This window comes from Geobacillus thermodenitrificans subsp. thermodenitrificans DSM 465 (assembly GCF_000496575.1).
Classification (GTDB): domain Bacteria; phylum Bacillota; class Bacilli; order Bacillales; family Anoxybacillaceae; genus Geobacillus; species Geobacillus thermodenitrificans.
This window is the reverse complement of sequence record NZ_AYKT01000001.1, coordinates 136,781-160,798: the sequence shown is the minus strand read 5'-3', so window position 1 is coordinate 160,798 and position 24,018 is coordinate 136,781. Positions and strand designations below refer to the sequence as shown.

The 24,018-nt window shown below is 49.7% G+C and carries 30 protein-coding genes; 10 read left to right on the top strand and 20 right to left on the bottom strand.

Annotated features, from left to right (window positions below):
- Positions 1-60: 60 nt before the first annotated feature.
- The gene (locus DSM465_RS0100860) at positions 61-333 is read right to left on the bottom strand and encodes a YlaN family protein (RefSeq protein ID WP_029760399.1); all 273 of its coding nucleotides are present in this window, start codon (positions 331-333) and stop codon (positions 61-63) included.
- 179 nt (positions 334-512) lie between these two features.
- Here DSM465_RS0100860 and DSM465_RS0100855 point away from each other — a divergent pair, with 179 nt between their 5' ends.
- On the top strand, positions 513-1,019 hold the full coding sequence (locus tag DSM465_RS0100855) for a hypothetical protein (RefSeq protein WP_029760398.1): 507 nt from the start codon (positions 513-515) through the stop codon (positions 1,017-1,019).
- A 93-nt stretch (positions 1,020-1,112) separates the two neighbouring features.
- Here DSM465_RS0100855 and DSM465_RS0100850 read toward each other — a convergent pair whose 3' ends face one another.
- Positions 1,113-2,444 carry a PhoH family protein gene (locus DSM465_RS0100850; protein WP_008878733.1) on the bottom strand — a complete coding sequence of 444 codons (1,332 nt, stop codon included), beginning with the start codon at positions 2,442-2,444 and terminating at the stop codon, positions 1,113-1,115.
- A gap of 134 nt (positions 2,445-2,578) precedes the next feature.
- On the opposite strand from DSM465_RS0100850, the gene DSM465_RS0100845 reads away from it, so the two are divergent.
- Both DSM465_RS0100845 and DSM465_RS0100840 read left to right on the top strand, forming a co-directional pair.
- Entirely contained in the window at positions 2,579-3,172 is a 594-nt protein-coding gene (locus DSM465_RS0100845) for a YhcN/YlaJ family sporulation lipoprotein (protein ID WP_008878734.1), read from the top strand.
- 332 nt (positions 3,173-3,504) lie between these two features.
- Entirely contained in the window at positions 3,505-3,705 is a 201-nt protein-coding gene (locus DSM465_RS0100840; protein WP_008878735.1) for a YlaI family protein, read from the top strand.
- A 52-nt stretch (positions 3,706-3,757) separates the two neighbouring features.
- Here the strand turns inward: DSM465_RS0100840 and DSM465_RS0100835 are convergent, their stop codons facing one another.
- The 3 genes from DSM465_RS0100835 to typA form a co-directional block, all read right to left on the bottom strand.
- The gene (locus tag DSM465_RS0100835; RefSeq protein WP_008878736.1) at positions 3,758-4,042 is read right to left on the bottom strand and encodes a hypothetical protein; all 285 of its coding nucleotides are present in this window, start codon (positions 4,040-4,042) and stop codon (positions 3,758-3,760) included.
- 19 nt (positions 4,043-4,061) lie between these two features.
- On the bottom strand, positions 4,062-4,370 hold the full coding sequence (locus DSM465_RS0100830; RefSeq protein WP_029760397.1) for a YlaH-like family protein: 309 nt from the start codon (positions 4,368-4,370) through the stop codon (positions 4,062-4,064).
- Positions 4,371-4,491: 121 nt separating this feature from the next.
- Positions 4,492-6,336, bottom strand: a complete 1,845-nt coding sequence (typA, locus tag DSM465_RS0100825) for a translational GTPase TypA (RefSeq protein ID WP_029760396.1) — start codon at positions 6,334-6,336, stop codon at positions 4,492-4,494.
- Positions 6,337-6,454: 118 nt separating this feature from the next.
- Here typA and DSM465_RS19385 point away from each other — a divergent pair, with 118 nt between their 5' ends.
- On the top strand, positions 6,455-6,628 hold the full coding sequence (locus DSM465_RS19385) for a DUF5325 family protein (RefSeq protein WP_008878739.1): 174 nt from the start codon (positions 6,455-6,457) through the stop codon (positions 6,626-6,628).
- A 51-nt stretch (positions 6,629-6,679) separates the two neighbouring features.
- Here DSM465_RS19385 and DSM465_RS0100815 read toward each other — a convergent pair whose 3' ends face one another.
- From DSM465_RS0100815 to DSM465_RS0100800, 4 genes are all read right to left on the bottom strand, one after another.
- Positions 6,680-7,474 (bottom strand): inositol monophosphatase family protein, encoded by a 795-nt coding sequence (locus tag DSM465_RS0100815; protein WP_029760395.1) that lies wholly within the window; start codon positions 7,472-7,474, stop codon positions 6,680-6,682.
- Between the two features lie 100 nt (positions 7,475-7,574).
- On the bottom strand, positions 7,575-7,790 hold the full coding sequence (locus DSM465_RS0100810) for a hypothetical protein (protein WP_008878741.1): 216 nt from the start codon (positions 7,788-7,790) through the stop codon (positions 7,575-7,577).
- Between the two features lie 84 nt (positions 7,791-7,874).
- A complete protein-coding gene (locus tag DSM465_RS0100805; protein ID WP_011887084.1) occupies positions 7,875-8,183 on the bottom strand; it encodes a UPF0223 family protein in 309 nt (102 codons plus the stop codon).
- Between the two features lie 16 nt (positions 8,184-8,199).
- Positions 8,200-9,159: an NAD(P)H-dependent flavin oxidoreductase gene (locus tag DSM465_RS0100800; protein ID WP_029760393.1), complete on the bottom strand. Its 960-nt coding sequence runs from the start codon at positions 9,157-9,159 to the stop codon at positions 8,200-8,202.
- 155 nt (positions 9,160-9,314) lie between these two features.
- On the opposite strand from DSM465_RS0100800, the gene DSM465_RS0100795 reads away from it, so the two are divergent.
- Positions 9,315-10,787 carry an aminotransferase class I/II-fold pyridoxal phosphate-dependent enzyme gene (locus tag DSM465_RS0100795; RefSeq protein ID WP_029760392.1) on the top strand — a complete coding sequence of 491 codons (1,473 nt, stop codon included), beginning with the start codon at positions 9,315-9,317 and terminating at the stop codon, positions 10,785-10,787.
- Positions 10,788-10,901: 114 nt separating this feature from the next.
- Here DSM465_RS0100795 and DSM465_RS0100790 read toward each other — a convergent pair whose 3' ends face one another.
- Positions 10,902-11,027 carry a GapA-binding peptide SR1P gene (locus DSM465_RS0100790; protein ID WP_008878745.1) on the bottom strand — a complete coding sequence of 42 codons (126 nt, stop codon included), beginning with the start codon at positions 11,025-11,027 and terminating at the stop codon, positions 10,902-10,904.
- A gap of 200 nt (positions 11,028-11,227) precedes the next feature.
- Here DSM465_RS0100790 and DSM465_RS0100785 point away from each other — a divergent pair, with 200 nt between their 5' ends.
- Positions 11,228-11,605: a DUF1885 family protein gene (locus DSM465_RS0100785; protein WP_008878746.1), complete on the top strand. Its 378-nt coding sequence runs from the start codon at positions 11,228-11,230 to the stop codon at positions 11,603-11,605.
- A 121-nt stretch (positions 11,606-11,726) separates the two neighbouring features.
- Here DSM465_RS0100785 and DSM465_RS0100780 read toward each other — a convergent pair whose 3' ends face one another.
- The 5 genes from DSM465_RS0100780 to pdhA all read right to left on the bottom strand — a co-directional run bounded on the left by DSM465_RS0100780 (position 11,727) and on the right by pdhA (position 17,096).
- Complete coding sequence (locus DSM465_RS0100780) at positions 11,727-11,969, bottom strand: hypothetical protein (protein WP_008878747.1); 243 nt, start codon at positions 11,967-11,969, stop codon at positions 11,727-11,729.
- Between the two features lie 234 nt (positions 11,970-12,203).
- The gene (gene lpdA / locus DSM465_RS0100775; protein ID WP_008878748.1) at positions 12,204-13,616 is read right to left on the bottom strand and encodes a dihydrolipoyl dehydrogenase; all 1,413 of its coding nucleotides are present in this window, start codon (positions 13,614-13,616) and stop codon (positions 12,204-12,206) included.
- Positions 13,617-13,620: 4 nt separating this feature from the next.
- Positions 13,621-14,931: a dihydrolipoamide acetyltransferase family protein gene (locus tag DSM465_RS0100770; protein ID WP_008878749.1), complete on the bottom strand. Its 1,311-nt coding sequence runs from the start codon at positions 14,929-14,931 to the stop codon at positions 13,621-13,623.
- Positions 14,932-15,005: 74 nt separating this feature from the next.
- Positions 15,006-15,983, bottom strand: a complete 978-nt coding sequence (gene pdhB, locus DSM465_RS0100765) for a pyruvate dehydrogenase complex E1 component subunit beta (RefSeq protein ID WP_008878750.1) — start codon at positions 15,981-15,983, stop codon at positions 15,006-15,008.
- Positions 15,984-15,986: 3 nt separating this feature from the next.
- Entirely contained in the window at positions 15,987-17,096 is a 1,110-nt protein-coding gene (gene pdhA / locus DSM465_RS0100760; RefSeq protein WP_008878751.1) for a pyruvate dehydrogenase (acetyl-transferring) E1 component subunit alpha, read from the bottom strand.
- A 507-nt stretch (positions 17,097-17,603) separates the two neighbouring features.
- Between pdhA and def the strand changes: the two genes are divergently transcribed.
- Entirely contained in the window at positions 17,604-18,158 is a 555-nt protein-coding gene (def, locus tag DSM465_RS0100755; RefSeq protein ID WP_008878752.1) for a peptide deformylase, read from the top strand.
- A gap of 184 nt (positions 18,159-18,342) precedes the next feature.
- Here the strand turns inward: def and DSM465_RS0100750 are convergent, their stop codons facing one another.
- Positions 18,343-19,119, bottom strand: coding sequence for a Cof-type HAD-IIB family hydrolase (locus DSM465_RS0100750; protein WP_008878753.1), 777 nt, complete (start codon positions 19,117-19,119; stop codon positions 18,343-18,345).
- 183 nt (positions 19,120-19,302) lie between these two features.
- On the opposite strand from DSM465_RS0100750, the gene DSM465_RS19510 reads away from it, so the two are divergent.
- From DSM465_RS19510 to rnjA, 3 genes are all read left to right on the top strand, one after another.
- Positions 19,303-19,443 carry a hypothetical protein gene (locus tag DSM465_RS19510; protein ID WP_165478173.1) on the top strand — a complete coding sequence of 47 codons (141 nt, stop codon included), beginning with the start codon at positions 19,303-19,305 and terminating at the stop codon, positions 19,441-19,443.
- Positions 19,444-19,583: 140 nt separating this feature from the next.
- Positions 19,584-19,799, top strand: a complete 216-nt coding sequence (locus DSM465_RS0100740) for a DNA-dependent RNA polymerase subunit epsilon (protein ID WP_008878754.1) — start codon at positions 19,584-19,586, stop codon at positions 19,797-19,799.
- A complete protein-coding gene (rnjA, locus tag DSM465_RS0100735; RefSeq protein ID WP_029760391.1) occupies positions 19,796-21,463 on the top strand; it encodes a ribonuclease J1 in 1,668 nt (555 codons plus the stop codon). The genes DSM465_RS0100740 and rnjA overlap by 4 nt, the downstream gene beginning before the upstream one ends.
- A 255-nt stretch (positions 21,464-21,718) precedes the next feature.
- Here the strand turns inward: rnjA and DSM465_RS0100730 are convergent, their stop codons facing one another.
- From DSM465_RS0100730 to DSM465_RS0100715, 4 genes are all read right to left on the bottom strand, one after another.
- Positions 21,719-22,381, bottom strand: a complete 663-nt coding sequence (locus tag DSM465_RS0100730; protein ID WP_029760390.1) for a potassium channel family protein — start codon at positions 22,379-22,381, stop codon at positions 21,719-21,721.
- 107 nt (positions 22,382-22,488) lie between these two features.
- Entirely contained in the window at positions 22,489-22,944 is a 456-nt protein-coding gene (locus DSM465_RS0100725) for a TlpA family protein disulfide reductase (protein WP_029760389.1), read from the bottom strand.
- A gap of 59 nt (positions 22,945-23,003) precedes the next feature.
- A complete protein-coding gene (locus tag DSM465_RS0100720; protein WP_008878758.1) occupies positions 23,004-23,567 on the bottom strand; it encodes a peroxiredoxin in 564 nt (187 codons plus the stop codon).
- 202 nt (positions 23,568-23,769) lie between these two features.
- Positions 23,770-24,012: a YkuS family protein gene (locus DSM465_RS0100715; protein WP_008878759.1), complete on the bottom strand. Its 243-nt coding sequence runs from the start codon at positions 24,010-24,012 to the stop codon at positions 23,770-23,772.
- Positions 24,013-24,018: the final 6 nt, after the last annotated feature.

Genomic DNA, 24,018 nt, shown 5'->3' with positions numbered 1-24,018 from the left:
TGCCGAAAAACAGAAAAACTCAAACGACGGCAGACCAATCGTTTGAGTTGCCATGTATTGTTATCGCACGCGCTTTTTCGTTACTGCCTCATGCAACGCGGAGAGCTCACGCTCGAGCCGGTCAAGGAGCGCCTTCCCTTCTTTTGCCTCGATAAGGCCGAGGCGCACCGCAAAATCAATTTCCCGCGACAAGCCGAACATTTGCGTATCCAACACTTCCTCATATAGCGGACATTGTGGCATCGTCAAATGATCCATTTGCACGCGGATGAGCTGAATAATTTTTTCTGCATCCGCCTGTAAAAGCGCGTACGCCTTTTCCTGATAGCTCATCGATTCGTCCGTCACATCGATCCCTCCGTTCTCTCCCCTATCCTTCTTTAAATGTTAACGTGAAACAAGCCATTTTGCAAGTTGAAACCGTTGACAGTCGAACAGCTTGGAACATGACAAACCTTTTATTTATTATTATACTAAAAACAGCGGGAAAATGCAGAGGAGAGGATGCTTTGATGAGCGATATTATTATGCTGACTGGAAAAGTAAAATTTACGATCACGCTTGATCCCGGCGTCTGGATTTTCGACGACCGAAAAATCGATTTGGACACGTATTTTTCGCAACCGAAACCGGAAGTAACAGAAAAGGACCAAGAGGAAGAGGAAATCAAAAAATGGTCGGCTTTTTGGGACCGGGAAATTCAAGAGGGTGCCGTTTTTCCACCGACGTTGAAAACAGAGCAGCGCTTTTTGAAGGAAAAAATCATCACCGGTTCGTTCGGCATGCCGTTTGCCCCGTTTTTGCGAAATGCCGAACCGCATGAAGATGCTTCTGAACTTGTTATCGTGGCACAAAATGAGGAGATTGCGATCCCGCTCGAGAAAGCATACGACTTGATTTTCGCTTTTTCGAAAAATGGAAAACCGCTGCGCGATGACGGACCCGTTCACATTTATTTTGGCGACGGCTCAAACCGTGAAATGCCGATTACGAATGTGCGTGAGTTGATTGTCCGCTAACCGGGCGCCCTATGAAGGGACCGCCCGGTTTTTGCCTCATTTGGGGGAGCTGTTAGCCGCACTTTGGGCAGCCATTCGTGTCAGGAAGCGGGTTTAAAGCAAGTCGGCGGCGAGCTGGGCAAGCGCCGAACGCTCCCCCTTGATGAGTCGGATATGGCCGGCGATTTTTTGATCTTTAAACTTTTCGACCACATACGTCAAGCCGTTGTTATACTCGTCCAAATACGGATGATCAATTTGCTCCGGATCACCCATCAGAATAATTTTACTTTTTTCACCGACGCGTGTTAAAATCGTCTTCACTTCATGCTTCGTTAAATTTTGTGCCTCATCGATAATGATAAACTGCTCCGGCAAACTGCGACCGCGAATGTAGGTAAGCGCCTCAACTTCGATCGAGCTCATACCGGCTAAAATAGCGTCCAGCTCCCCTGTTTTTTTCGTGTTAAACAAATATTCAAGGTTATCAAAAATCGGCTGCATCCATGGACGCAGCTTTTCTTCTTTTTCCCCCGGCAAAAAGCCGAGATCTTTCCCCATCGGCACAATTGGTCGAGCAACAAGCAGTTTTTTGTACGTGCGCAAGTCCTCGGTTTGCATCAGGCCGGCAGCAAGCGCCAACAACGTTTTGCCAGTACCGGCTTTACCGATTAACGTCACAAGTGGAATGTCGTCGCGCATGAGCAGCTCAAACGCCATCGTTTGCTGCACATTGCGCGGGCGAATGCCCCATATATGCTCTTGATGGAAGACGAGCTTTTTTACCTTTTTTCCGTTTTGGTCGACGATCCCAATCGCCGAGGTCGAACTGCCAAACGCATCTTTCATAATGATGAACTGATTCGGGTAAAACGGGTGGTCTGCAATATCGGCCAGCACAAGCTCTCCCTTCTCGTAAAACCGCTGCAAGTGGTCGTTTCCTATGTACAGCTCCAAAAACCCGGTGTAAATGTGGTCGACGTCAACGACACGGTCGCTTAAAAAGTCCTCAGCCTGCAGCCCAATCGCATCGGCTTTGACGCGCACGAGGGCATCTTTGCTCACTAAAATGACAGAGCGTCCATTTTCTTTCGCCTGTTCCTCGAGCGATAAATTTTTTGCGACTGCCAAAATGCGGTTATCATTCGTTTTTTCAACAAAAATTTCTTGAAGTTGCTGAAAGGAGCGGTGGTTCAATTCAATGCGCAGCACCCCTCCGTTTTCTAGCGGAATTTTCTCGTGCAGCTTGCCGTTTTCACGAAGGCGGTCGATCAACTTCGACACTTGGCGAGCGTTTCTTCCGATTTCATCCATATAGCGCTTTTTCGAATCCACTTCCTCAAGCACAACAGCCGGGATGACGACCTCGTTATCCTCAAATGAAAAGATGGAATACGGATCTTGCAAGAGCACGTTCGTATCGAGCACATAGATTTTCTTTCCCAAATTCCGCTTCCCCCTATATCCGTTTTTCGCCTTCTGCACCGGATGGGAATGGCTGTAGTATAGCATATGAAAAAATGTATAAAGATAGAAGGATATTTGCAAAATAAAGTAAAAAAAGGCGAGGTGGGCAGATGATGAAGAAAAACTACTGGCTGGCTGTTCTATGCGTTCTTCTTTTAAGCGCATGTGCCATCGGAAATGATAATGAGGCAAAGGAGTCCGACCGTTCGCTCGTACGCGTAAAAAATACGGTTGATGAAAAGGTAGAAAACAAATCCGGACAGGAAATCGCCCGCCGACTAGCAGAGATCGCCAACCGCGTCCCAAACGTTCATGACGCGGCAGCGATTGTCGTCGGCAAATATGCCCTCGTCGGCATTGACGTCGGTGCTAACGTCGACGCCTCGCGCGTCGGCACGATTAAATATTCCGTCGCCGAAGCGCTGCAAAAAGATCCATACGGCGCCAACGCTATTATTGTCGCTGACCCGGACCTTTACACCCGCGTGCGCAACATCGGCAAACAAATCGATGATGGACGACCGGTGCAGGCGTTTATGAATGAAATTGCTGACATCGTCGGACGGGTGATGCCGGAAGTACCAAGCGACTTATTTGAAACGACGCCTGAGCCGACGGAAGAAAACGACGGGCAGCTGAACGAGCAGGAAGAACGGCAACTGAATGAGCGTCAAGATAAACAGTCGAACGAACATTTAAATCGCTAAATGATTCCGGTGCGACCATGCTGCAAGTAAATAGGAGGACAGCCCGCAGCTTCCCTTTTACAAATGACAATCGGTTCCATTCCATATAACCTTGTCTTTTGATATAGGATGAACCGATTGCTTTGCTGTGGTGAACGATGATATACTATTCCTGCATAGAGAAAACATTCCATATCTTGAATCGGGCGTACAGGGCGTTAAGCGCCGTCAGGGTGTTTACCTATGAACGTCTTGCCGAACAAGGGTGAGTTGTGCACGTACGTGTATGAAGAACCCCTGTTATACGCACCCCCTCGCGATTTTCGCCATCGGGAGATTCAGTGAGGTGAACAATGAAAGTTAAATGCGTGCTTTGCGAACAAATCGATACCATTGATGACGAATCGTTGCTCGCCAAACGGCTGCGCAACCGCCCGATCCATACGTACATGTGCCGCCAATGCCATGACCGCATTGCCGAAAAAACAAAGCAGCGACTGGCGACCGGAAAATTCCGCTTCTACCGCGGCGTCTGTGCTGAAGATAACTGGTAACCGCAAAAAAACGGCACTGAAAAGCAACCGCTTTTTAGTGCCGTTTTCATTGCTAGGAACCGTACTTTTCTGGTTCGGCTTCGATTTGTCGCCATATCGCTTCAGCCAACTCCGCAGGGAAATAGGACGAATGTTTTTCTCCGCCACGCACATATTCGACAACGTATTGACCGTTCGCTTCATCTTTCACGGCGTTCACCGCTGTCACACCAAAATCGCTTTCCAAGATGGAGAGAAAAAACGACGCCGTGTCGCGTGCCGCTGCATCGTGCGGGCGGGCATTAGCGACAAGATGAATCGTCAGCCAATTGTAAAGAGCCTCTTGAACCGATTTCATCACGCCACCGCCTTTTCATTTATGGCTGTTCCTCTTGTTTCGCCTCCTTGAGGCGAATTTTGTAAATGATCAATACGAGAGCGGCAACCGTCAATCCTTCTGCTATCGGCAAAAAAACAGCAAAAAACGTTAAAATGGTGCAGCCGAGCGCAAGCAATGTATAAATGATGACGCTTTTTAACAATGGCAGCCGGCGGGCAAAGCCAAGCCGATACACAAGCGCCGAAAGCAACAACACGGTGGCATAAAGCAGCCACATGCCGCGCTCGGGATCTTCGTGTACATCATAGAGTGAAGCGAAAAACGTCAGCCGTTCGAGCACATTCACACGATTCCCCCCCCATTCACCTGAATGTCCTGCAAAAACCTAGACCATTCCGGACTTCTCAATCATCAAGCAATACAGCCAGCATACATCCGCCTGTCCGCCTAGGGAATGCCGCTGCCTGCTATTTTGCCTGTTGAGCGGCTTTCTTTTTCTTCTCCGCCTTTTCACGCTCACTTTTGTTTAAGATTTTTTTGCGCAAGCGGATCGATGTCGGCGTCACTTCGCAATATTCATCGTCATTCAAATACTCAAGCGCTTCTTCGAGCGTCAAAAGGCGCGGCTTTTTCATCGTTACCGTCTGCTCTTTCGTCGACGAGCGCATGTTTGTCACATGTTTTTCGCGGCAAATGTTGACGACCAGATCGTTTTCACGGTTATGTTCGCCGACAATCATCCCTTCGTACACTTCCGTACCCGGTTCCACAAAAATTGTGCCGCGGTCTTCAAGCTGCATGATGCTGTAAGCCGTCGCCTTACCGGTTTCCATCGAGACGAGCACCCCTTGACGACGTCCGCCGATCATACCTGGCTGCACTGGGGCATAATGGTCAAACGAGTGATTTAAAATGCCGTATCCACGCGTCAGCGACATAAACTCGCTCCGGTAGCCGATCAAGCCGCGCGACGGCACATGAAAGACGAGGCGAACTTGCCCGTTGCCGCCATGCACCATATCAGCCAGCTCGCCTTTGCGGCTGCCAAGCGATTCCATAATGGCACCGGTATATTCTTCAGGAACATCGATAACAACCCGCTCAATCGGCTCACATAGAGCGCCATCGATCTCCTTTACAATGACCTCCGGCTTCGATACTTGCAATTCGTATCCTTCGCGGCGCATATTTTCGATTAAGATGGCTAAATGGAGCTCGCCGCGACCAGAAACGACCCACGCATCCGGCGACTCGGTCGGCTCGACACGCAAGCTGACATCGGTCTCGAGCTGGGTGCGCAGCCGTTCTTCCAACTTACGGGCGGTGACATACTTGCCTTCACGACCGGCAAACGGGCTGTTGTTGACGAGAAACGTCATTTTCAGCGTCGGTTCATCAATGTGAAGTGGCGGTAGCGGCTCTTGGTGGTCAGGCGGGCACACCGTCTCGCCGACATTAATGTCTTCCATTCCAGCGACAGCGACGATATCGCCGGCGTGCGCCTCATCAATCTCAATCCGCTTTAAGCCGATAAAGCCAAACAGCTTCGTGACACGGAATAGTTTCACTGCGCCATCTCTCTTTAACAAGGCGACTTGCTGGCCAGTTCTCATCGTGCCGCGAAAAATGCGGCCGATGCCGATACGTCCGACGTATTCATTGTAATCGAGCAGCGCCACTTGGAATTGCAACGGCTCATCGCGATTGTCAGCCGGCGCCGGAATATGGTTGATAATCGTTTCAAACAAGGCGGTCATGTCGCCATCTTGCCGTTCCGGATCAAGGCTTGATGTTCCGTGCAATGCCGATGTATACACAACCGGAAACTCGAGCTGCTCCTCAGAAGCGCCAAGCTCGATAAACAAATCGATCACTTCATCGACAACTTCCGCTGGACGGGCGAACTCGCGGTCGATTTTGTTGACGACGATGATCGGCACGAGCCGCTGCTCAAGCGCTTTTTTCAGCACGAACCGCGTTTGCGGCATGCAGCCTTCGTATGCGTCGACGACGAGCAAAACGCCATCGACAAGGCGCATAATCCGCTCAACCTCCCCGCCGAAATCGGCGTGCCCCGGCGTATCTAAAATGTTAATGCGCGTTCCTTTATATAACACCGCTGTGTTTTTCGCCAAAATCGTAATGCCGCGCTCCCGCTCCAAATCATTGCGGTCAAGCGCCCGCTCCTCGACTTGTTCGTTTTCGCGAAACGTTCCTGACTGCCGAAGCAGCTGGTCAACGAGCGTTGTTTTTCCGTGGTCGACGTGGGCGATAATCGCAATATTACGCAGATCCAATCGTTTATTCGTCAATGTCGTTCACTCCCATTAGGCAAACTGCTTGTCTATTATATCACAACCATAGAAAATCAGCATATTTTCCGGTAAACTTAAAAAAGATGCCCCATTTTGCCAGAAAGGAGTCAAGCGGATGAAACGCATCAAGGCTGTGCCGCTGTTGTTTGCGATTCTCGCGGTTGCCGCCATCATGGCGATCGGCGTTTTTATCGCCGAACAAAACATAATCGGTATCGCTGCTTCAGCACTCATTCTCATCGTCATTATGGGCGCCGGATTTGCTCACAAAAAACGGACGCATGAATAAAAAGGACAAGCTCTAAGAGCTTGTCCTTTTTTGCGGCGACACCCCGCACTGTCATTGCCGCAAATAGCGCTGCAAAATTTCCTCGTACACTCCTGGTTTGGCAGCGAGTACCGAATTGCGGCTGAGCAGATTGAGCGGCTTGCCATCTAAGTTTGTCACGATTCCGCCCGCTTCCTCGATTAAAATCATCCCACCGGCGAAATCCCACGGCGACAGGCGCGGTGAAATATACGCATCCAAGCGGCCGGCGGCGACATACGCCAACTCGAGCGCCGCTGACCCATACGAGCGCGTACCGCGCGCTTCTTTGGCCAACCGGACGAGCGGGCGGTGATCGATGCGGCGGTTTTCCATCAGCCACGTTGCATTGACAGCAATAATTGATTCCGCAATCGGCACCGGCTGCAGGCGGTCAAGCGGCTTGCCGTTGAAAAACACCCCCCGCCCTTTTTGAGCGGAGTACAGCTCGTCAAAGACAACGTCATACACATAGCCAAGCCGGCCGACCCCGTCTTCAAAAATACCGACCGACACAGCGAAATGGCGCTGCTGGTGGATAAAGTTCATCGTTCCGTCAATCGGGTCAATAATCCATATAATGCCGTCCAATACGGCGAGTTCATCGCCGAACCCTTCTTCGCCTAATATATGGTGGCCGGGAAACTGACGGCGGATGTGCTCGGCAAAAAACTGCTCAATGCCACGGTCAACATTCGTTACTAAGTCGTTGCGATTTTCTTTCGTTTCTACGGTCAGCTGTTCAGCAAACGAGGCGCGAATGCGCCGTCCAGCTTCTTCAATCCATTGCCGGGCATATTGGTCGATCTCTTCCCATTTTCCTGCCATGTCAATTCCTCCTGCTTTCGTTATGTATGCAGCAACCGGAAAGGGGGGGACACCGTTCAAGAAAAAAACGAACCGCAAAGATGGTTCGCCTTAAAAATGATCATACTTGAAGGCGCATCAGTTCTTGGCGCAGCTTTTCAAGCCGCCGTTTGCACTCTTTTTTCTTTTCTTCGTCATTTTCCATCATGGCTTCATACAGCGTCGCTAATTCGTAATCGAGCTCGAGTCGCAACACCGCCATGCGTTTGTCTCCGTCTGGTCGTTTCCGCGAATTGGCGGTCTTTTTCATCTCCGTCCGCACCCCTTTCCCTATCATCCGCTAAACTTCCGGCGCTCTTCACGGAATGTGCTGCTTCATTTTGTTTTATATTATATTATGTGGAAAAAGGGGTGTATGCAACTAATTTGTGCGTTTACCTACCGTGCTTCGTCCGCTTCGTTCAATGCGAATCCAGTCACCGTTTTTCGCCTCTTTCGCTTGCTTCATGACCGCATACGACGAATAGCCGCTCGCTTTTTCAAACTCGGCATACAGCCGGTTTTCTTCGCTTTTGGATGGGACGATCTCTTTGAACCGGCGGTAGACGTCCATTAGCTCTTCGCGCTTCATCCCCCGTTCATACACCGTTTCAATAGCCGTAAAAAACTTAATGACATCAATGATTTCCTGTGTTGACCAATCGTAGGAAAATGGGTACGAATAGCCCATTGTTTCACCTCCTCCATTAGTTTGCCCAGCGGCGCCGAATTTGTTCCGCCTCACCAATCATGCGGGCAAACAGCTCAGCAACGGACGGAATGTCGCGAATGAGCCCGATCGCCTGTCCAGCCCAAGCGAACCCTTCCTCCACCTTTCCTTCATAAATGAAGCGGCGATTTGCCTCTCCGCTAATATATTCTTTCAAATCTTCGTACGTGCCGCCTTGGCGCTCAATTTCCAATATTTTCCCCGTCCATTGATTGGCGATCGCCCGCCCCGGCGCCCCAAGCGACCGTTTAATGACGACCGTGTCATGCTCTGTGGCGTTAACGATCATTTCTTTATACACCGGATGGGCATGGACACATTCTTTCGTCGCAATAAACCGCGTCCCCATTTCAATGCCTTCTGCCCCAAGAGCCAGCGCCGCCATCAACCCGCGCCCATCGGCGATGCCGCCAGAGGCGATAACCGGAATCGATACCGATTCGACGACTTTCGGAATGAGGACGAACGTGCCGGTGTCATATTTGCCGAGATGCCCGCCTCCTTCTTGGCCGACGACCATTACCGCATCGGCACCCAATTCTTCCGCTTTGACCGCTTGGCGGACTGCTGCGACAAGCACTAATGTTTTTACGTCCGTTCCCTTCAGTTGCTCAAAAAACGGTGCCGGATTGCCGCCGGTGACCGAGACAACCGGTACTCCCTCGTCAAGCGCGGCTTCAAGCATATGAGAAAACGCGCGGCCGTGCTGACCGATGGCAAAATTGACGCCAAACGGCCGATCGGTTTTTTCCTTCACTTTGCGAATTTCCTCGCGCAACCGCTCCGGGCTTTCTAGCGACATCGCTGTAATTTGCCCGAGGCCGCCCGCATTCGAGACAGCAGCGGCTAAATCGGCGTACGCTAAATAGGCAAGTCCTCCTTGAATGATCGGGTATGTAATGCCGAGCAATTCCGTCACTCTCGTTTTCCATTCCATCCCCTTATGCCTCCTTTTGGTTTTGTCCTTCTTTTATTTCTTGTTTTCACCGCTGTTTTCCTTTTTCACATAGCATTCATTTCTTCTTTGCAAACGAAAAAATAAATGCTATAATGCACTTGTTTTATTTTAAGGTAAAGAGGTGTGAAAAACCATTGTCGCAACTCGAGACACCATTGTTTACCGGGCTGTTGGAACACGTAAAAAAAGATCCAATCCAATTTCACATTCCCGGTCATAAAAAGGGAGCAGGTATGGATCCGGAATTTCGCGCCTTCATCGGAGAAAACGCCTTGGCGATCGATTTAATCAACATCAGCCCGCTCGATGACTTGCACCATCCGAAAGGGATGATTAAGCGGGCGCAAGAGCTCGCTGCTGAAGCGTTCGGCGCCGATTATACATTTTTCTCAGTGCAGGGGACAAGTGGCGCGATTATGACGATGATTATGTCGGTCGCTGGACCGGGCGATAAAATTATTGTGCCGCGCAATGTCCATAAATCCGTCATGTCGGCGATCGTGTTTTCCGGGGCCACACCGATTTTCATCCACCCGGAAATCGATAAGGAGCTTGGCATTTCTCACGGTATCACTCCCCAAGCGGTCGAAAAAGCGCTTGAACAGCACCCGGATGCCAAAGGGGTGCTTGTCATCAACCCGACATACTTTGGGATTGCCGGCGATTTGAAAAAAATCGTGGAGATTGCTCATTCATACAACGTCCCAGTGCTCGTCGACGAAGCGCACGGGGTGCACATCCACTTCCACGAAGATTTGCCGCTCTCGGCGATGCAAGCCGGTGCTGATATGGCGGCGACCAGCGTTCATAAACTCGGTGGATCACTAACCCAAAGCTCGATCTTGAACGTGCGCGAAGGGCTCGTTTCCGCCAAACATGTGCAAGCTGTTTTGAGCATGCTCACAACGACGTCGACATCGTATTTGCTGCTCGCATCACTCGATGTTGCCCGCAAACAGTTGGCGACGAAAGGTCGGGAACTCATTGACCAAGCGATCCGCCTTGCCGACTGGACGCGGGAGCAAATCAATCAGATTCCGTATTTATATTGTGTTGGCAAAGAAATTTTAGGGACAGAAGCGACATACGACTACGATCCAACGAAGCTGATCATTTCCGTCAAAGAGCTCGGATTGACTGGTCATGACGTCGAGCAATGGCTCCGAGAAACGTACAACATCGAAGTGGAGCTTTCCGATTTATATAACATTTTGTGCATCATCACCCCGGGTGATAGCGAGCGCGAAGCCAGCCTGCTCGTCGAGGCGCTCCGCCGCTTATCAGAGCAATTCAGCCACCAAGCTGAAGAAGGAATAAAACCGAAAGTGCTGCTTCCAGATATCCCGGCGCTTGCCTTGACGCCGCGTGATGCGTTTTACGCCGAAACGGAAGTTGTGCCGTTTCACGAGTCGGTAGGCCGAATTATCGCTGAGTTTGTGATGGTGTACCCGCCGGGCATCCCGATCTTTATCCCTGGCGAGATCATTACTGAGGAAAACTTGAAGTATATCGAAACGAATTTGGCCGCTGGCCTCCCTGTCCAAGGTCCAGAAGATGATACACTGCAATCGTTGCGTGTGATTAAAGAATATAAACCGATTCGCTGACCGCACAAGCTAGGTAACTACTAGCTTGTGCTTTTTTTGTGCAAAATAAATGGCGCACATGTGCCCCTTTCACATGTGCGCCTATCCATTCCTTCCCCCGTTTGTTTGACCGTTCTACTCCCGTTCCTCTACTTCGTCGTCATGATCGCAACAATCACATTTTCCGTAAAGCGTTGTCACTTTTTCGTCTTCAAAATACGCAATTGTCGCTTCACATGCTTGACATACGATCGTGCCCATCCCCAAAACCCCTTTATGATGATAAATTCGTTGTTGACTTTATAATAATATATCACATTTCGAATGTCAAGCCTTAATTTGTATGTCACATTTAAAATAATAATAGCCTTTTGCATCAACAAACTTTTTCGCCAACAACCGGAAAAACATGGTACAATGAACGTAAAGAGACAAAAGGATGGCGAAAGGGGAGAGTAGAATTGAACGCATACTTAAAGCTGCCGGCGGGGAAAGCGGTTACAACCGAGGAAGTGAAACAGCTGCTCGAACGCTATCGGACGGCGCTAGGCAAAACGGGAGAACAGCTTGGCTGGGCGTACGAACAGGCCGCTTTCCCGTATACGGTGCACGAACATGACTCAGTTCTATACTTACAAGGGGATAACCGTTTGTATAAAGGAATGGCCATTTCTGTGCGAACAGACGGAGAAGAAACGTTCATTGATGTGGCGCTGCCGCCTGGGGCGACACACGGAGATAAAGGAAAAGCGAACGAATTCAGCAAATGGATAGCGAAAACGCTTGGCGGCGAACTGCATTTGTTTAGCGGCCGGACGATGACATTTAATGGTGCGTAAACAGCGGGCGTTCCACCGCTGTTTTTTATTGCCCAGAAGCCGGGGCAGCGACGACCAAACTTGCTTCGTGAAGGGAAAACACCGGAAATCGGCGACTCCAATGACAGATGAGCAGGGGAAGTCAATGGACGGCTTGCCAAATGAAATGCTGGCCGGTAAAATAAACAGCCGCCGTCACGATCGTCGTCAGCGCCGCTTTACGCGTCGCTAAGCCGAGTTGACGCGCCAGCAAAAACGCTATGTACATAAAGACGCACAACATCAGTCCGCGAAAAAACGGCCGATCTCGCCCTGACAACCACTCGATTAATGAGAAACTGCTCCAAATCATCATCTGCAATAAAAAAGCCACATACGCTTTCATTTCAAACCCATCTCCCGCTTTTCTTTACCATAACGATATGAAACAACAGCGGAAAATAGTATGAGAATTTGGACAAGAAATCGGTATAGAGGATCGTCGTGTCCGATCGATCCGCTTTGGTTGGCATATGAACAAGCAAAAACGGCTTCTCTCCTGCCAGCCTTTGCCCTGAAACAGCTGGCCCAATAAAAAGCGACCGGATGAAGTCAACACTTCAATCCGGTCGCGATGTCGTTACTTCGTAATGATATGAATTGGTGTGCCGAGCGCTACTTCGGCTCCTTCCATCGCGATTTCGCCAAGCGTTGGGTGAGCATGGATCGTCAAGGCGATATCTTCTGCCGTCATGCCGGCTTCAATGGCCAATCCTAGCTCGGCGATCATATCGGATGCGTTCGGGCCGATGATTTGCGCCCCGATGACAACACCGTCTTCTTTGCGAACGACCAGCTTCAGGAAGCCATCTGTGTCGTTCAACGCTAAGGCGCGGCCGTTAGCAGCAAATGGGAACTTCGCTGTGATGACATCAATGCCTTCGTCTTTCGCCTGTTGCTCAAAATAGCCAACCGAAGCGCATTCCGGATCAGAGAAGACAACCGCTGGAATGGCGACATAATCAACGACTGATGGATGACCAGCGATGGCTTCGGCCGCCACTTTCCCTTCATACGACGCCTTATGGGCAAGCGCTGGCCCTGGGACGATGTCACCGATGGCAAAAATGTTCGGGACGCTTGTGCGGCATTGTTGATCCACTTCAATCAAGCCGCGGTCCGTCATTTTAATACCGACTTGTTCAAGGCCGAGTTCATCGGTGTTCGGCCGACGACCGACCGTCACAAGCACGTAGTCAGCGTCAACGGTTTTCGTTTCGCCATTGGCTTCATACGTGACGGTGACACCATCTTCACGCTCTTCGGCTCCTTTCGCCAACGCATTCGTCACAATGTCGACGCCTTTTTTCTTTAAGCGACGTTTAATGATGGCCGCCATTTGTTTTTCAAAACCGGACAAAATTTCGCCGGCTCCTTCTAAAATCGTCACTTTCGCTCCGAAGTTGGCGTACGCTGTACCAAGTTCGATGCCGATGTAGCCGCCGCCGATGACAACGAGCGATTTCGGGATTTCCCCGAGGTTGAGCGCGCCGGTCGAATCAAGAATACGGTTCGAAAACTTGAAGTTCGGCAGTTCAATCGGGCGAGAGCCAGTAGCGATAATGGCGTTTTTAAACGTGTACGTCTGCGCACTGTCGCCGTTGACGACACGCACCGTATTCGCATCGACGAAATAGGCTTCCCCTTTGACGATCTCCACTTTGTTTCCTTTTAAGAGCCCTTCAACACCGCCCGTCAACTTTTTGACGACGCTTGCCTTCCATTCCTGTACTTTCGAGAAATCAACAGTGACGTTTTCCGCCTTAATCCCCATCTCTTCGGAATGTTTCGCCTGCTCATAGCGATGACCGGCTGAGATGAGCGCTTTCGACGGAATACAACCAACGTTTAAGCAGACACCGCCTAAATTTGCTTTTTCGACAATCGTCACTTTTTGGCCGAGCTGTGCAGCGCGGATGGCGGCTACATAGCCGCCAGGGCCGGCGCCGACGACGAGCGTTTCCGTTTCAATTGCAAAATCGCCAACTACCATCGTTTTACGCCTCCATTAATAATAGTTCTGGGTCACTTAACAGCCGTTTCACATGGTTGAGTGCTTTTTGTGCCGTTGCTCCATCGATCATTCGATGATCGAAGCTCAACGAGAGCGCTAAGACTGGAGCGGCGACGATTTCGCCGTCGCGGACAATCGGTTTTTCCGCGATGCGACCGATGCCAAGAATCGCTACTTCCGGATGATTGATGACCGGAGTGAACCATTGCCCACCAGCCGAACCGATGTTTGTAATCGTGCACGATGCACCTTTCATTTCATTTGGCGCTAGCTTGCCGTCGCGAGCTTTTACGGCGAGCTCGTTAATTTCTTGCGCCAACGCGAAAATCGGCTTCCGGTCGGCATGCTTAATGACCGGCACGAGCAAACCACGATCTGTGTCAGCAGCGATGCCGATGTTGTAATAGTGCTTATGGATGATTTCTTCTGTTTGATCATCGATTGACGTATTCAGCGTCGGATATTCACGCAACGCCGAAACGAGCGCTTTGACGACATACGGCAAGAACGTCAGCTTGATACCTTTTTCTGCTGCGATCGCTTTGAACTTTTTCCGGTGGGCAACTAGTTTCGTCACGTCGACTTCGTCCATGAGCGTCACGTGCGGAGCTGTATGTTTCGAATTCACCATCGCTTTGGCGATCGCTCGGCGAATGCCGCTCATTTTCTCGCGCGTTTCCGGGAATTCGCCTTCTGGCACAACCGGTGTCGCCGCTGCCTGCGGCGCTGCTTTTTCTTCAGCTTCTGCTGCCGGCGCCGGTTGGGCTGCAGCTTTCGCACCGCCAGCAAGGAAAGCATCGATATCTTCTTTCAAGATGCGGCCATTTTTCCCCGTTCCTTGGACGAGACGAATGTCCACACCTTTTTCACGCGCATATTTGCGCACAGACGGCATCGCGATGACGCGACGATTTGGATCGGCTTCCGCTGCAGCCTCTGCTGCGGCTGCCGGGGCGGTGGCCCCAACGCTTTCTTCTTTCGACACCGTTTCCGTTTTTTCCTCTTTTTTCGCCTCTTCTTCGTGCTCTTGTCCTTTAAACGTCATGTTTTCATATCCCGGTGCGTCGAGCGTGATAAGCGTTTGTCCGACCGTCGCAACGGTTCCTTCCGGGACAAGAATCTCAAGCACTTTTCCTTTGACCGGCGACGGGATTTCTACGACTGCCTTGTCGTTTTGTACTTCACACAACACATCATCTTCGTTCACTTCATCGCCTGGTTTCACAAACCATTTCACGATCTCGCCTTCATGAATGCCTTCGCCAATGTCCGGCAGCTTAAATTCAAATGCCACTGTATGTCGACCTCCTATCGATTGCCGAAAATAGGCGGGGGAATGCGATCTGCTCCCCCGGGACTTGTCCATTATCAGAAGTTCATTACTTTTTTCGCCGTTTCAATCACATCTTTAAAGTTCGGCAGCCAAACCGATTCCGCTTGGGCGAACGGATAGACCGTATCCGGCGCGGCAACGCGGAGCACCGGCGCCTCAAGGCTTAAGATGGCCCGTTCGTTAATTTCGGCAACGACATTGGCAGCGATGCCAGCCTGCCGCTGTGCCTCTTGAACGACAATGGCGCGGCCTGTTTTTTCCACCGAACCAATGATCGTTTCGATGTCGAGCGGCTGCACGGTGCGCAAGTCGACGACTTCAGCAGAGATGCCTTCCTTCTCTAATTCTGCCGCCGCTTTTAACGATTCATGCACCATGGCGCCGTAAGCGATGATGGTGATGTCTTTTCCTTCACGCTTAATGTCCGCTTTGCCGATCGGAATCGTGTACTCCCCTTCTGGTACTTCTTGGCGGAACGAACGATACAGTTTCAAATGTTCAAGGAAAATGACCGGGTCGTTGTCGCGGATCGCCGAAATGAGCAACCCTTTCGCATCATACGGCGTCGACGGAATGACCACTTTTAAACCTGGCTGTTGGGCGACAAGCCCTTCTAAGCTGTCCGAGTGCAATTCCGGTGTATGAACGCCACCGCCAAACGGTGAGCGAACCGTAATCGGCATATGGTAACGGCCGCCCGTACGATAGCGAATGCGCGCCATTTGTCCGGAAATCGAATCCATTACTTCATAAACGAAGCCAAAAAACTGAATTTCCGGCACCGGACGAAACCCTTGCAGCGCCAAGCCGACTGCCAAGCCGCCGATTCCTGATTCGGCCAGCGGCGTGTCAAATACGCGCTCCTCGCCGAACTCAGCTTGCAGCCCTTCGGTCGCCCGGAATACGCCGCCGTTGACCCCAACGTCTTCCCCAAAAATCAGCACGTTCGGATCATTTTTTAACTCGATGCGCAGCGCATCGGTGATCGCTTGAACCATTGTCATTTGCGCCATGGCTTACTTCGACTCCTTCTCTTTGTAAATTTCATACTGTTCCTTTAAGTTCGCCGGCAACTCTTCGTACATGATGCTGATTAAGTCGGTTACTTTTTGTTTCGGCGTTTCATCGGCTTTTTTAATCGCCTCTTTGATGTCCTCTTTCGCTTGCTCGATGACGCGGTTTTCTTCTTCCTCGCTCCATAAACCTTTCGCTTCTAAGAACTTGCGGAAACGCACAAGCGGATCTTTTTTCGCCCATTCGTTTTCAAGCTCTTTCGAACGATAGCGAGTCGGATCGTCACCGGACATCGTGTGCGGACCGTAACGGAAGCAAAGCGTTTCGATGAGCGTCGGCCCTTCACCGTTAATGGCACGCTCGCGAGCTGCCTTCACCGCTGCATAAACCGCAAGCGCATCCATGCCGTCGACTTGGATGCCCGGAATACCGGCAGCAACTGCCTTTTGTGCTAACGTTTTGGCGACTGTTTGCTTTTCGACCGGTGTCGAGATAGCAAATCGGTTGTTTTGCACAACAAAGATGGCCGGTGCTTTAAACGCCCCAGCAAAGTTGATCCCCTCATAGAAGTCACCTTGCGATGTACCGCCGTCGCCCGTGTATGTAATGGCTACTGCTTTTTTTCCACGCATTTTCAAGCCGAGCGCCACACCGGCTGCTTGAATGTATTGTGCACCGATGATGATTTGCGGCGGCAAGGCATTGACGTCTTCTGGAATTTGGTTTCCATGGAAATGGCCGCGTGAGAACAAGAATGCTTGATAAAGCGGCAGCCCGTGCCAAACGAGTTGTGGGACGTCACGGTATCCCGGCAAAATGAAATCCTCTTTTTCAAGCGCGAAATGGCTGGCAATTTGGCTTGCCTCTTGCCCGGCAGTCGGCGCGTAAAAGCCGAGACGGCCTTGGCGGTTTAAGGAAATGGAGCGTTGGTCAAGAATGCGCGTATATACCATCCGGCGCATTAGCTCTTTTAGTTGTTCATCGCTTAAATCCGGCATCGCCTCTTTATTAACGATTTCGCCTTCTTCATTCAAAATTTGGAACGTCGGAAACTGCTCGGCCACTTTCTCGAGCTGCTCCGCAAACGGAAACTGGGAGGTCTTCACACCCATTTTGTTCACCTCTGCCTTTCGTCAAAAATTTGGAAATCAGGCTACATTCACCCATATACTATTAATGTACCCAAAATGAAGAAGAAATAAAAAATGGCCACCGCTTGGCGCAGTTGCAAACGAATGCGGCTTCAAAAATCTGTATTATTGTTTTTGGTTTTCAAATTAGTACAATGCCCATTCACATGCTTTAGTTTACACTTTATTTTCAAAGCCGTCAATGTCTTTGATTCACCATCACTAAACTGGTTATATTTAGGAGAAAAAAGTCACTTCAAAAGAACCTGTTATATCACATAGTCAACACCCTGTATTAGTCCTGTGTTATATTTTGAAAAAATATAAATGATATGACCACCTTTCTTATTGTTGAGAGCGTTTTCTAATTTAAACTTTATACCCCAATAATATATTAGACAGATTATCACATTTTCATTTACGGCAGCTGAGCATTTTGTTAGACTAAAATGTAAACAGCGATGCCAAAGACAGGGAGTGAAAAAGTGGATGATTACGATGAAAGACATCATTAAAGAAGGGCATCCGACGTTGCGGAAAGTCGCCGAGCCAGTTCCGTTACCGGCTTCGGAGGAGGATAAGCGCATTTTGCAAAGCTTGCTTGATTATCTCAAAATGAGCCAAGATCCGGAGATGGCGGCGAAGTACGGTCTGCGCCCCGGCATTGGACTGGCTGCTCCGCAAATTAATGTATCAAAACGGATGATCGCCGTCCATGTCACTGACGAAAACGGAACGCTCTACAGCTATGCGTTGTTCAACCCAAAAATCGTCAGCCATTCCGTACAGCAATGTTATTTGACAACCGGGGAAGGCTGCCTGTCAGTTGACCGCGATGTGCCAGGGTATGTGCCGCGCTATGCCCGCATTACCGTCACCGGCACGACAATTGACGGCGAAGAAGTCACATTACGCCTGAAAGGATTGCCAGCTATCGTCTTCCAACATGAAATTGATCATTTAAACGGCATTATGTTTTACGACCATATTAATCCATCCGACCCCTTTAAAGCTCCGGACGGAGCGGTCCCAATCGGGCGTTAAAAATGACTCGGCTCTGGAAAACCTATGGTTTATGAATCAAGAGATCGGTTTCTCAAATTGACAACTCTTTTTCCTCACCGTGTTTAAGAACTGCTGCGCGACGGAAAACAGCTGTTTTCTCCTACCTTCTAGGCATTTTCACAAGCAAAAAGCGGTTCCGCTGGATGAGCGGAGACCGCTTTTTTTATGGAAGTAATTGCAACTGTTTCAGTCCGTGCCATATCCCTTCTTCATCGACCGGTTTCGTGACAAAATCGGCAACCCGTTTTACTTCTTCATGGGCGTTGCCCATCGCCACCCCGGTTCCGACAAATGACAGCATTTCGATGTCATTTAATCCGTCACCAAACGCATACACATCCTCTTTGTCGATCCCAAGCTTCTCGATCATGAGACGGATGCCTTCCGCCTTAGATCCACCCGCCGGCAGCACGTCAGTTGACACATCGTGCCAGCGGACAAAACGGAACTCCGGATAGTTGCGCACATATGGCGCTTCTTCTCCAGCGCGGCAAAATAACAGCGCTTGATAAATGTCTTTGTTTTCGTAATACAAAGGATCGACGGGCGGATGGGCGAATTTCAGGCTCTCCATGCTGACATGAATATGCGGATGGTCGTCGACGCTCGCTCTCATTTCCTCTGCGTCCATAAAGACGAGCGGGTGACCGTTTTGATGGGCCTCTTCCGTCAGCATCCTCACTTTCTCACGGCGGAGCGGTTGTTTATGCAGCACGCTTCCCTCAAAGACAACGTATTGCCCGTTAAAGCTGACGAATGAATCAATGCCAAGCCGATGGCGTATATGTTCAAACATAAACGGCGCCCGTCCGGTAGCGATGGCCACATAGACGCCCGCCTGTTTCAGTTGACGGATCGCTTCAATAGTTGACGGTGGCAACTGTTTTTTCTCGTCAAGCAACGTGCCGTCGATGTCGAAAAACACAATTTTTCTACCCACATTCTCTTCCCCTTGCCGAAAATGTATTCACTGTCTACCGTACTGAAAAACGATCTGAATGTCAATCGAAACGCGACGATTCGTTCCAATTTTCCCCATGAAAAACAAGCCTTCGCCTACATATCCTATATAATAGAACATTTACTTTCGCTGCAAAATGAGTACAATAAAAAGTAAGGAGTGATGAAAAATGTTGAAAAAGCTGAAAAAAAAGCTGCTTCAACAATGGAAAGATTTGCTCCGAAAAAAATTGATCGCCTAACCGTTGCAATGATAGCCCTTCTTTACGAAGGGCTTCTTTTCCCACTTTGGCGAATGAAATAGCCAAAACTCGTCAAAGATGGTACATATCATCGGCACATCTGCCATCTGTTTTTTGCTTTTGGCAATAAAAAACATGAAAACGAGGGTTAATTCCTATATAATAAAAAAGCAATCATTGTACGATAAGGAGAGATTTCACGATGATTTTCAAAGTGTTTTATCAAGAAAATGCGGACGAAGTGCCCGTTAGAGAAAAAACAAAAACGCTCTACATTGAAGCAGAATCAGAGCGGGACGTACGCCGAAAACTGCAGGATCGTTCGATCAATATCGAGTATATTCAGCCGTTAGAGGGAGCGCATTTGGAGTACGAAAAGCAAAGCCCTAACTTTCAAGTATTGGAGATTTCATCATGAAACTATTGACAGACCAACAAGTTGGCGTTTTTGCCCTCGGCGGACTGGGTGAAATCGGGAAAAATACATACGGCGTACAATTTCAAGATGAAATCATTGTCATTGACGCGGGCATTAAATTTCCGGAAGACGAACTGCTCGGCATCGACTACGTCATCCCGGATTATTCGTATTTAGTGAAACATGCAGAAAAAGTGAAAGGTTTGTTCATTACCCACGGGCATGAAGACCATATTGGCGGCATTCCGTATTTGCTTCGGCAAGTGAATATCCCTATTTACGGTGGGAAACTGGCGCTTGGGCTCATTCGCAATAAACTCGAAGAACACGGATTGCTTCGTCAAGCTAAACTCATTGAAATTCGTGAGGACGATGTCATTCGTTTCCAAAAAACAGCGGTCACCTTTTTCCGCACGACGCACAGCATTCCAGACAGCTACGGCATCGTCGTCAAAACACCGGTCGGCCAAATCGTCCATACCGGAGATTTTAAATTTGACTTTACGCCGGTTGGCGAGCCAGCCAATTTGACGAAAATGGCGGAAATCGGGAAAGAAGGCGTCCTTTGTCTGCTTTCGGACAGCACAAACAGCGAAATTCCGCATTTCACGATGTCAGAACGGCGGGTCGGTGAAAGCATTCACGACATTTTCCGTAAAGTGGACGGACGAATTATTTTCGCGACGTTTGCCTCTAACATCCACCGACTTCAGCAAGTGACGGAAGCTGCAGTCGCCAACAATCGGAAAATTGCCGTCTTTGGCCGCAGCATGGAAGCAGCCATTGAAATCGGCCAAGATCTCGGCTACATTAAATGTCCGAAAGGCACGTTCGTCGATGCAAACGAAATCAATCGACTCCCAGCAAACCAGGTGACCATTTTATGCACCGGCAGTCAAGGCGAACCAATGGCGGCCCTATCACGCATCGCCAACGGTACGCACCGGCAAATTCAAATCATCCCGGGCGACACGGTTGTCTTTTCTTCGTCGCCGATTCCGGGCAACACGGTGAGCGTCAACCGAACGATCAACATGCTATACCGGGCCGGCGCCGAAGTGATCCACGGTCCGCTCAACGATATTCACACGTCCGGACACGGCGGGCAGGAAGAACAAAAACTAATGATCCGGTTGATGAAACCGAAATATTTTATGCCAATTCACGGCGAATACCGCATGCAAAAAATGCACGCCAAGCTTGCCGTCGACTGCGGTGTGCCAGAGGAAAACTGCTTTATTATGGATAACGGTGAAGTGCTCGGCATCAGCGACAGCGAAGCACGCATCGTCGGCAAAATTCCGTCCGGCTCTGTCTACATCGACGGCAGCGGCGTCGGCGATATCGGCAACATTGTCTTGCGCGACCGTCGCATTTTGTCGGAGGAAGGGCTCGTGATCGTTGTTGTCAGCATCAATATGAAAGAATTTAAAATCGCGGCCGGTCCTGATATTATCTCCCGCGGCTTCGTCTACATGCGCGAGTCAGGTGATTTGATCAGCGAGGCACAGGCGCTCATCACCAAACATCTCGAAAAAGTGCTCGAGCGAAAAACGAATCAATGGTCGGAAATTAAAAATGAAATTACGGAAACGCTCGCTCCGTTCTTATATGAACGAACGAAGCGGCGGCCGATGATTTTGCCGATCATCATGGAGATTTAACCAAAAAGGGTGTCCTTTTCGCAAGGACACCCTTTTCTATATAACATGACCAGCCTCTAGAGGAGTGATCACCTAACGGGGACGCGGCGCAAACATGTCGCTTCCCCACCAAAGAAACCTTGATTTCACTCCCCTCCTAAAACCGCTGCACAACAGGAAACGATCGTTGTTCACCAACCTTTTAATATAGAACACAAATTTCCAAAACAGGGAGGCTAGGAACGAATCTGAACGCAGACATTTCATATCACACCGCTAGCCAACGACCTTTTCTTCAAACCGGTCAATGTCGCTGTCAGCGCCGATAACGACCAATACATCGCCTTTACGGATGATTTCCGAGGCAAGCGGTGAGACGATGACACTCGCCCCTCGCTTAATGGCGACAATGTTAATGCCGTAGCGGGCGCGAATGTCAAGCTCGAGCAGCGAATGACCGTCGAGTCTCTCGCTCGCTACAATCTCGACGATGCTATGTTTGTCGGACAGCTCCAAATAATCCAAGACGTTGTTCGAAAGGAGATTATGAGCGATCCGCTCACCCATATCCCGCTCCGGATGCACGATTTGATCAGCGCCGATTTTTTTCAGCACTTTCTCGTGGTAATCGTTCGTCGCCTTGACGGTAATATGATTGACGCCGAGCTCCTTTAAAATGAGCGTCGTCAAAATGCTTGCCTGAATGTTGTCGCCGATCGCAACAATGACGTGGTCAAAGTTGCGGATACCTAAGCTTTTTAGCACGTTTTCGTCAGTCGTGTCGCCAACCACAGCGTGCGCGGCAATCGACGCAAATTCATTCACCCGATCTTCATCAATATCAATCGCGAGCACTTCCATCCCTTGTTCGCTCAACGTGCGGCAAATGCTCCCCCCAAATCGCCCAAGACCGATTACAGCAAACTGTTTCTTTTTCATCATTGACTCCTCCAACAATGGTCAATCATCGCTTCTTCCCCTCATTTTAGCAAAAAAAGAAAAGGAACGAAAACGATTCTTCGCTCCTTTTCGGACAACCATTACGCCTACTCTCTCTTTTCTGCTTCTTCGAGCACGCGGTTGACGTGTTTTTCGAGCATGTTCATGCCGCCGCTGCCTGCTTGGAAATGGCGGAGCTTTCCTTCAACGTCGAACACGTAATACGACGGAACGCATCGGTTTTCAAACGCGTCGGTGATTTTATGCTCGTTGTCGACGAAAATCGGCTGAGTAATGCCGTACTTTTCAGCTATTTTTTTCACGAGTTCAATGTCTAAATCGTATTCCGAGCGCGGCATATGGACGGATACCATATGGAGTTTCTCTTTATATCGGTCACGGAATTCGTTCACTTGCGGCATCACTTCTTTGCACAAATGACAGCTGACCGACCAAAAATGGATTAGCGTTGGTTTTTCACCGATCAATTCATCTCTTGATACGTCTCCATTTAACGTTGCCGTTGCTCCGGTCAGTTCCGGCATTGGTTCACGCAGTTTCACACCTCATCCCTCCATATGGAAAAAGAAAGGCCTAACTCCCCGTTAGACCTTTTCCATGCTCAATGCGACTCTCCTTGCAGCGTCAACGTCGGTTGTCCTGGCTTCCAGTTTGCAGGGCAGAGGCCGCCGGTTTGCAACGCTTGCAGCACACGCAATACTTCATCGACATCGCGGCCGATATTGTTATGGTGAATGACGGCATATTTCAACTCACCGTCCGGATCGATGATGAACAAACCGCGCAGTGCGACCCCCTCTTCTTCAATGAGCACGCCGTAATCACGCGAAACTTGCTGCGTCCGATCAGCAGCGAGCGGGTATTTAATTTGACCGATGCCGTTTTGGTTTCGCGGTACGTTCATCCATGCTTTATGCGAGTAAACAGAGTCAGTCGATACACCGATCACGACTGCATTTAAGTCTTCAAATTCATGATAGCGGTCAGATATCGCTGTAATTTCCGTCGGGCAAACGAATGTAAAGTCGAGTGGATAGAAGAACAGCACCGTCCATTTGCCATTTTTCATGTTTTCCTCAAGGCTGACACGGCCAAACTCTCCATTCGGCAGGACAGCCTCCATTTCAAAACGTGGAGCTTGTTTTCCGACTAAGCGCTCTGCCATATGTAAGCCCTCCATTGCTAAAAATAGTGATGTCATACCAATCACTGACATCATTCATTGCAACACCGTAAACCATTTCTTTCATCGTTTAGGGGATGCAACGGCTACGTCTTTATTAGTTCACGCAAACCTTCCGAGTCGGCTTGTCCATGCTATCGTCCCCATAAAAAACGGGCTGCTGGCGCACACAGCCCGACAATCGTTACCGAAGCTTTTGTTCGATTTTTTGGCAAATTTCTTCCGCAGTAAGTCCGCTCGCTTCAATGACCGGACCGGATGTGATTGTGTTTTGAATGCCGGTGACGTTTGTATCCAAGCCAGTAATGACACAGCAATCGCAACCTCTAGCATCTTGTTCACTGCGCAGCGGAACAACGTCATATCCTCTTTCCTTCAACACCTGCTGCACGTCAGTCAGCGATTGCTCGACACCGATTTTCGCCATCACACT

Excerpts from the sequence above, each read along its gene's own strand:
- DSM465_RS0100860 (WP_029760399.1), bottom strand. The coding sequence starts at position 333 with ATGAGCTATCAGGAAAAGGCGTACGCGCTTTTACAGGCGGATGCAGAA.
- DSM465_RS0100855 (WP_029760398.1), top strand. The coding sequence starts at position 513 with ATGAGCGATATTATTATGCTGACTGGAAAAGTAAAATTTACGATCACG.
- DSM465_RS0100845 (WP_008878734.1), top strand. The coding sequence starts at position 2,579 with ATGAAGAAAAACTACTGGCTGGCTGTTCTATGCGTTCTTCTTTTAAGC.
- DSM465_RS0100840 (WP_008878735.1), top strand. The coding sequence starts at position 3,505 with ATGAAAGTTAAATGCGTGCTTTGCGAACAAATCGATACCATTGATGAC.
- DSM465_RS0100835 (WP_008878736.1), bottom strand. The coding sequence starts at position 4,042 with ATGAAATCGGTTCAAGAGGCTCTTTACAATTGGCTGACGATTCATCTT.
- DSM465_RS19385 (WP_008878739.1), top strand. The coding sequence starts at position 6,455 with ATGAAACGCATCAAGGCTGTGCCGCTGTTGTTTGCGATTCTCGCGGTT.
- DSM465_RS0100815 (WP_029760395.1), bottom strand. The coding sequence starts at position 7,474 with ATGGCAGGAAAATGGGAAGAGATCGACCAATATGCCCGGCAATGGATT.
- DSM465_RS0100810 (WP_008878741.1), bottom strand. The coding sequence starts at position 7,790 with ATGATAGGGAAAGGGGTGCGGACGGAGATGAAAAAGACCGCCAATTCG.
- DSM465_RS0100805 (WP_011887084.1), bottom strand. The coding sequence starts at position 8,183 with ATGGGCTATTCGTACCCATTTTCCTACGATTGGTCAACACAGGAAATC.
- DSM465_RS0100800 (WP_029760393.1), bottom strand. The coding sequence starts at position 9,159 with ATGGAATGGAAAACGAGAGTGACGGAATTGCTCGGCATTACATACCCG.
- DSM465_RS0100790 (WP_008878745.1), bottom strand. The coding sequence starts at position 11,027 with ATGGGCACGATCGTATGTCAAGCATGTGAAGCGACAATTGCGTATTTT.
- DSM465_RS0100780 (WP_008878747.1), bottom strand. The coding sequence starts at position 11,969 with ATGAAAGCGTATGTGGCTTTTTTATTGCAGATGATGATTTGGAGCAGT.
- lpdA (WP_008878748.1), bottom strand. The coding sequence starts at position 13,616 with ATGGTAGTTGGCGATTTTGCAATTGAAACGGAAACGCTCGTCGTCGGC.
- pdhB (WP_008878750.1), bottom strand. The coding sequence starts at position 15,983 with ATGGCGCAAATGACAATGGTTCAAGCGATCACCGATGCGCTGCGCATC.
- pdhA (WP_008878751.1), bottom strand. The coding sequence starts at position 17,096 with ATGGGTGTGAAGACCTCCCAGTTTCCGTTTGCGGAGCAGCTCGAGAAA.
- def (WP_008878752.1), top strand. The coding sequence starts at position 17,604 with ATGATTACGATGAAAGACATCATTAAAGAAGGGCATCCGACGTTGCGG.
- DSM465_RS19510 (WP_165478173.1), top strand. The coding sequence starts at position 19,303 with ATGAAAAATGTTGAAAAAGCTGAAAAAAAAGCTGCTTCAACAATGGAA.
- DSM465_RS0100740 (WP_008878754.1), top strand. The coding sequence starts at position 19,584 with ATGATTTTCAAAGTGTTTTATCAAGAAAATGCGGACGAAGTGCCCGTT.
- rnjA (WP_029760391.1), top strand. The coding sequence starts at position 19,796 with ATGAAACTATTGACAGACCAACAAGTTGGCGTTTTTGCCCTCGGCGGA.
- DSM465_RS0100730 (WP_029760390.1), bottom strand. The coding sequence starts at position 22,381 with ATGAAAAAGAAACAGTTTGCTGTAATCGGTCTTGGGCGATTTGGGGGG.
- DSM465_RS0100720 (WP_008878758.1), bottom strand. The coding sequence starts at position 23,567 with ATGGCAGAGCGCTTAGTCGGAAAACAAGCTCCACGTTTTGAAATGGAG.
- DSM465_RS0100715 (WP_008878759.1), bottom strand. The coding sequence starts at position 24,012 with ATGGCGAAAATCGGTGTCGAGCAATCGCTGACTGACGTGCAGCAGGTG.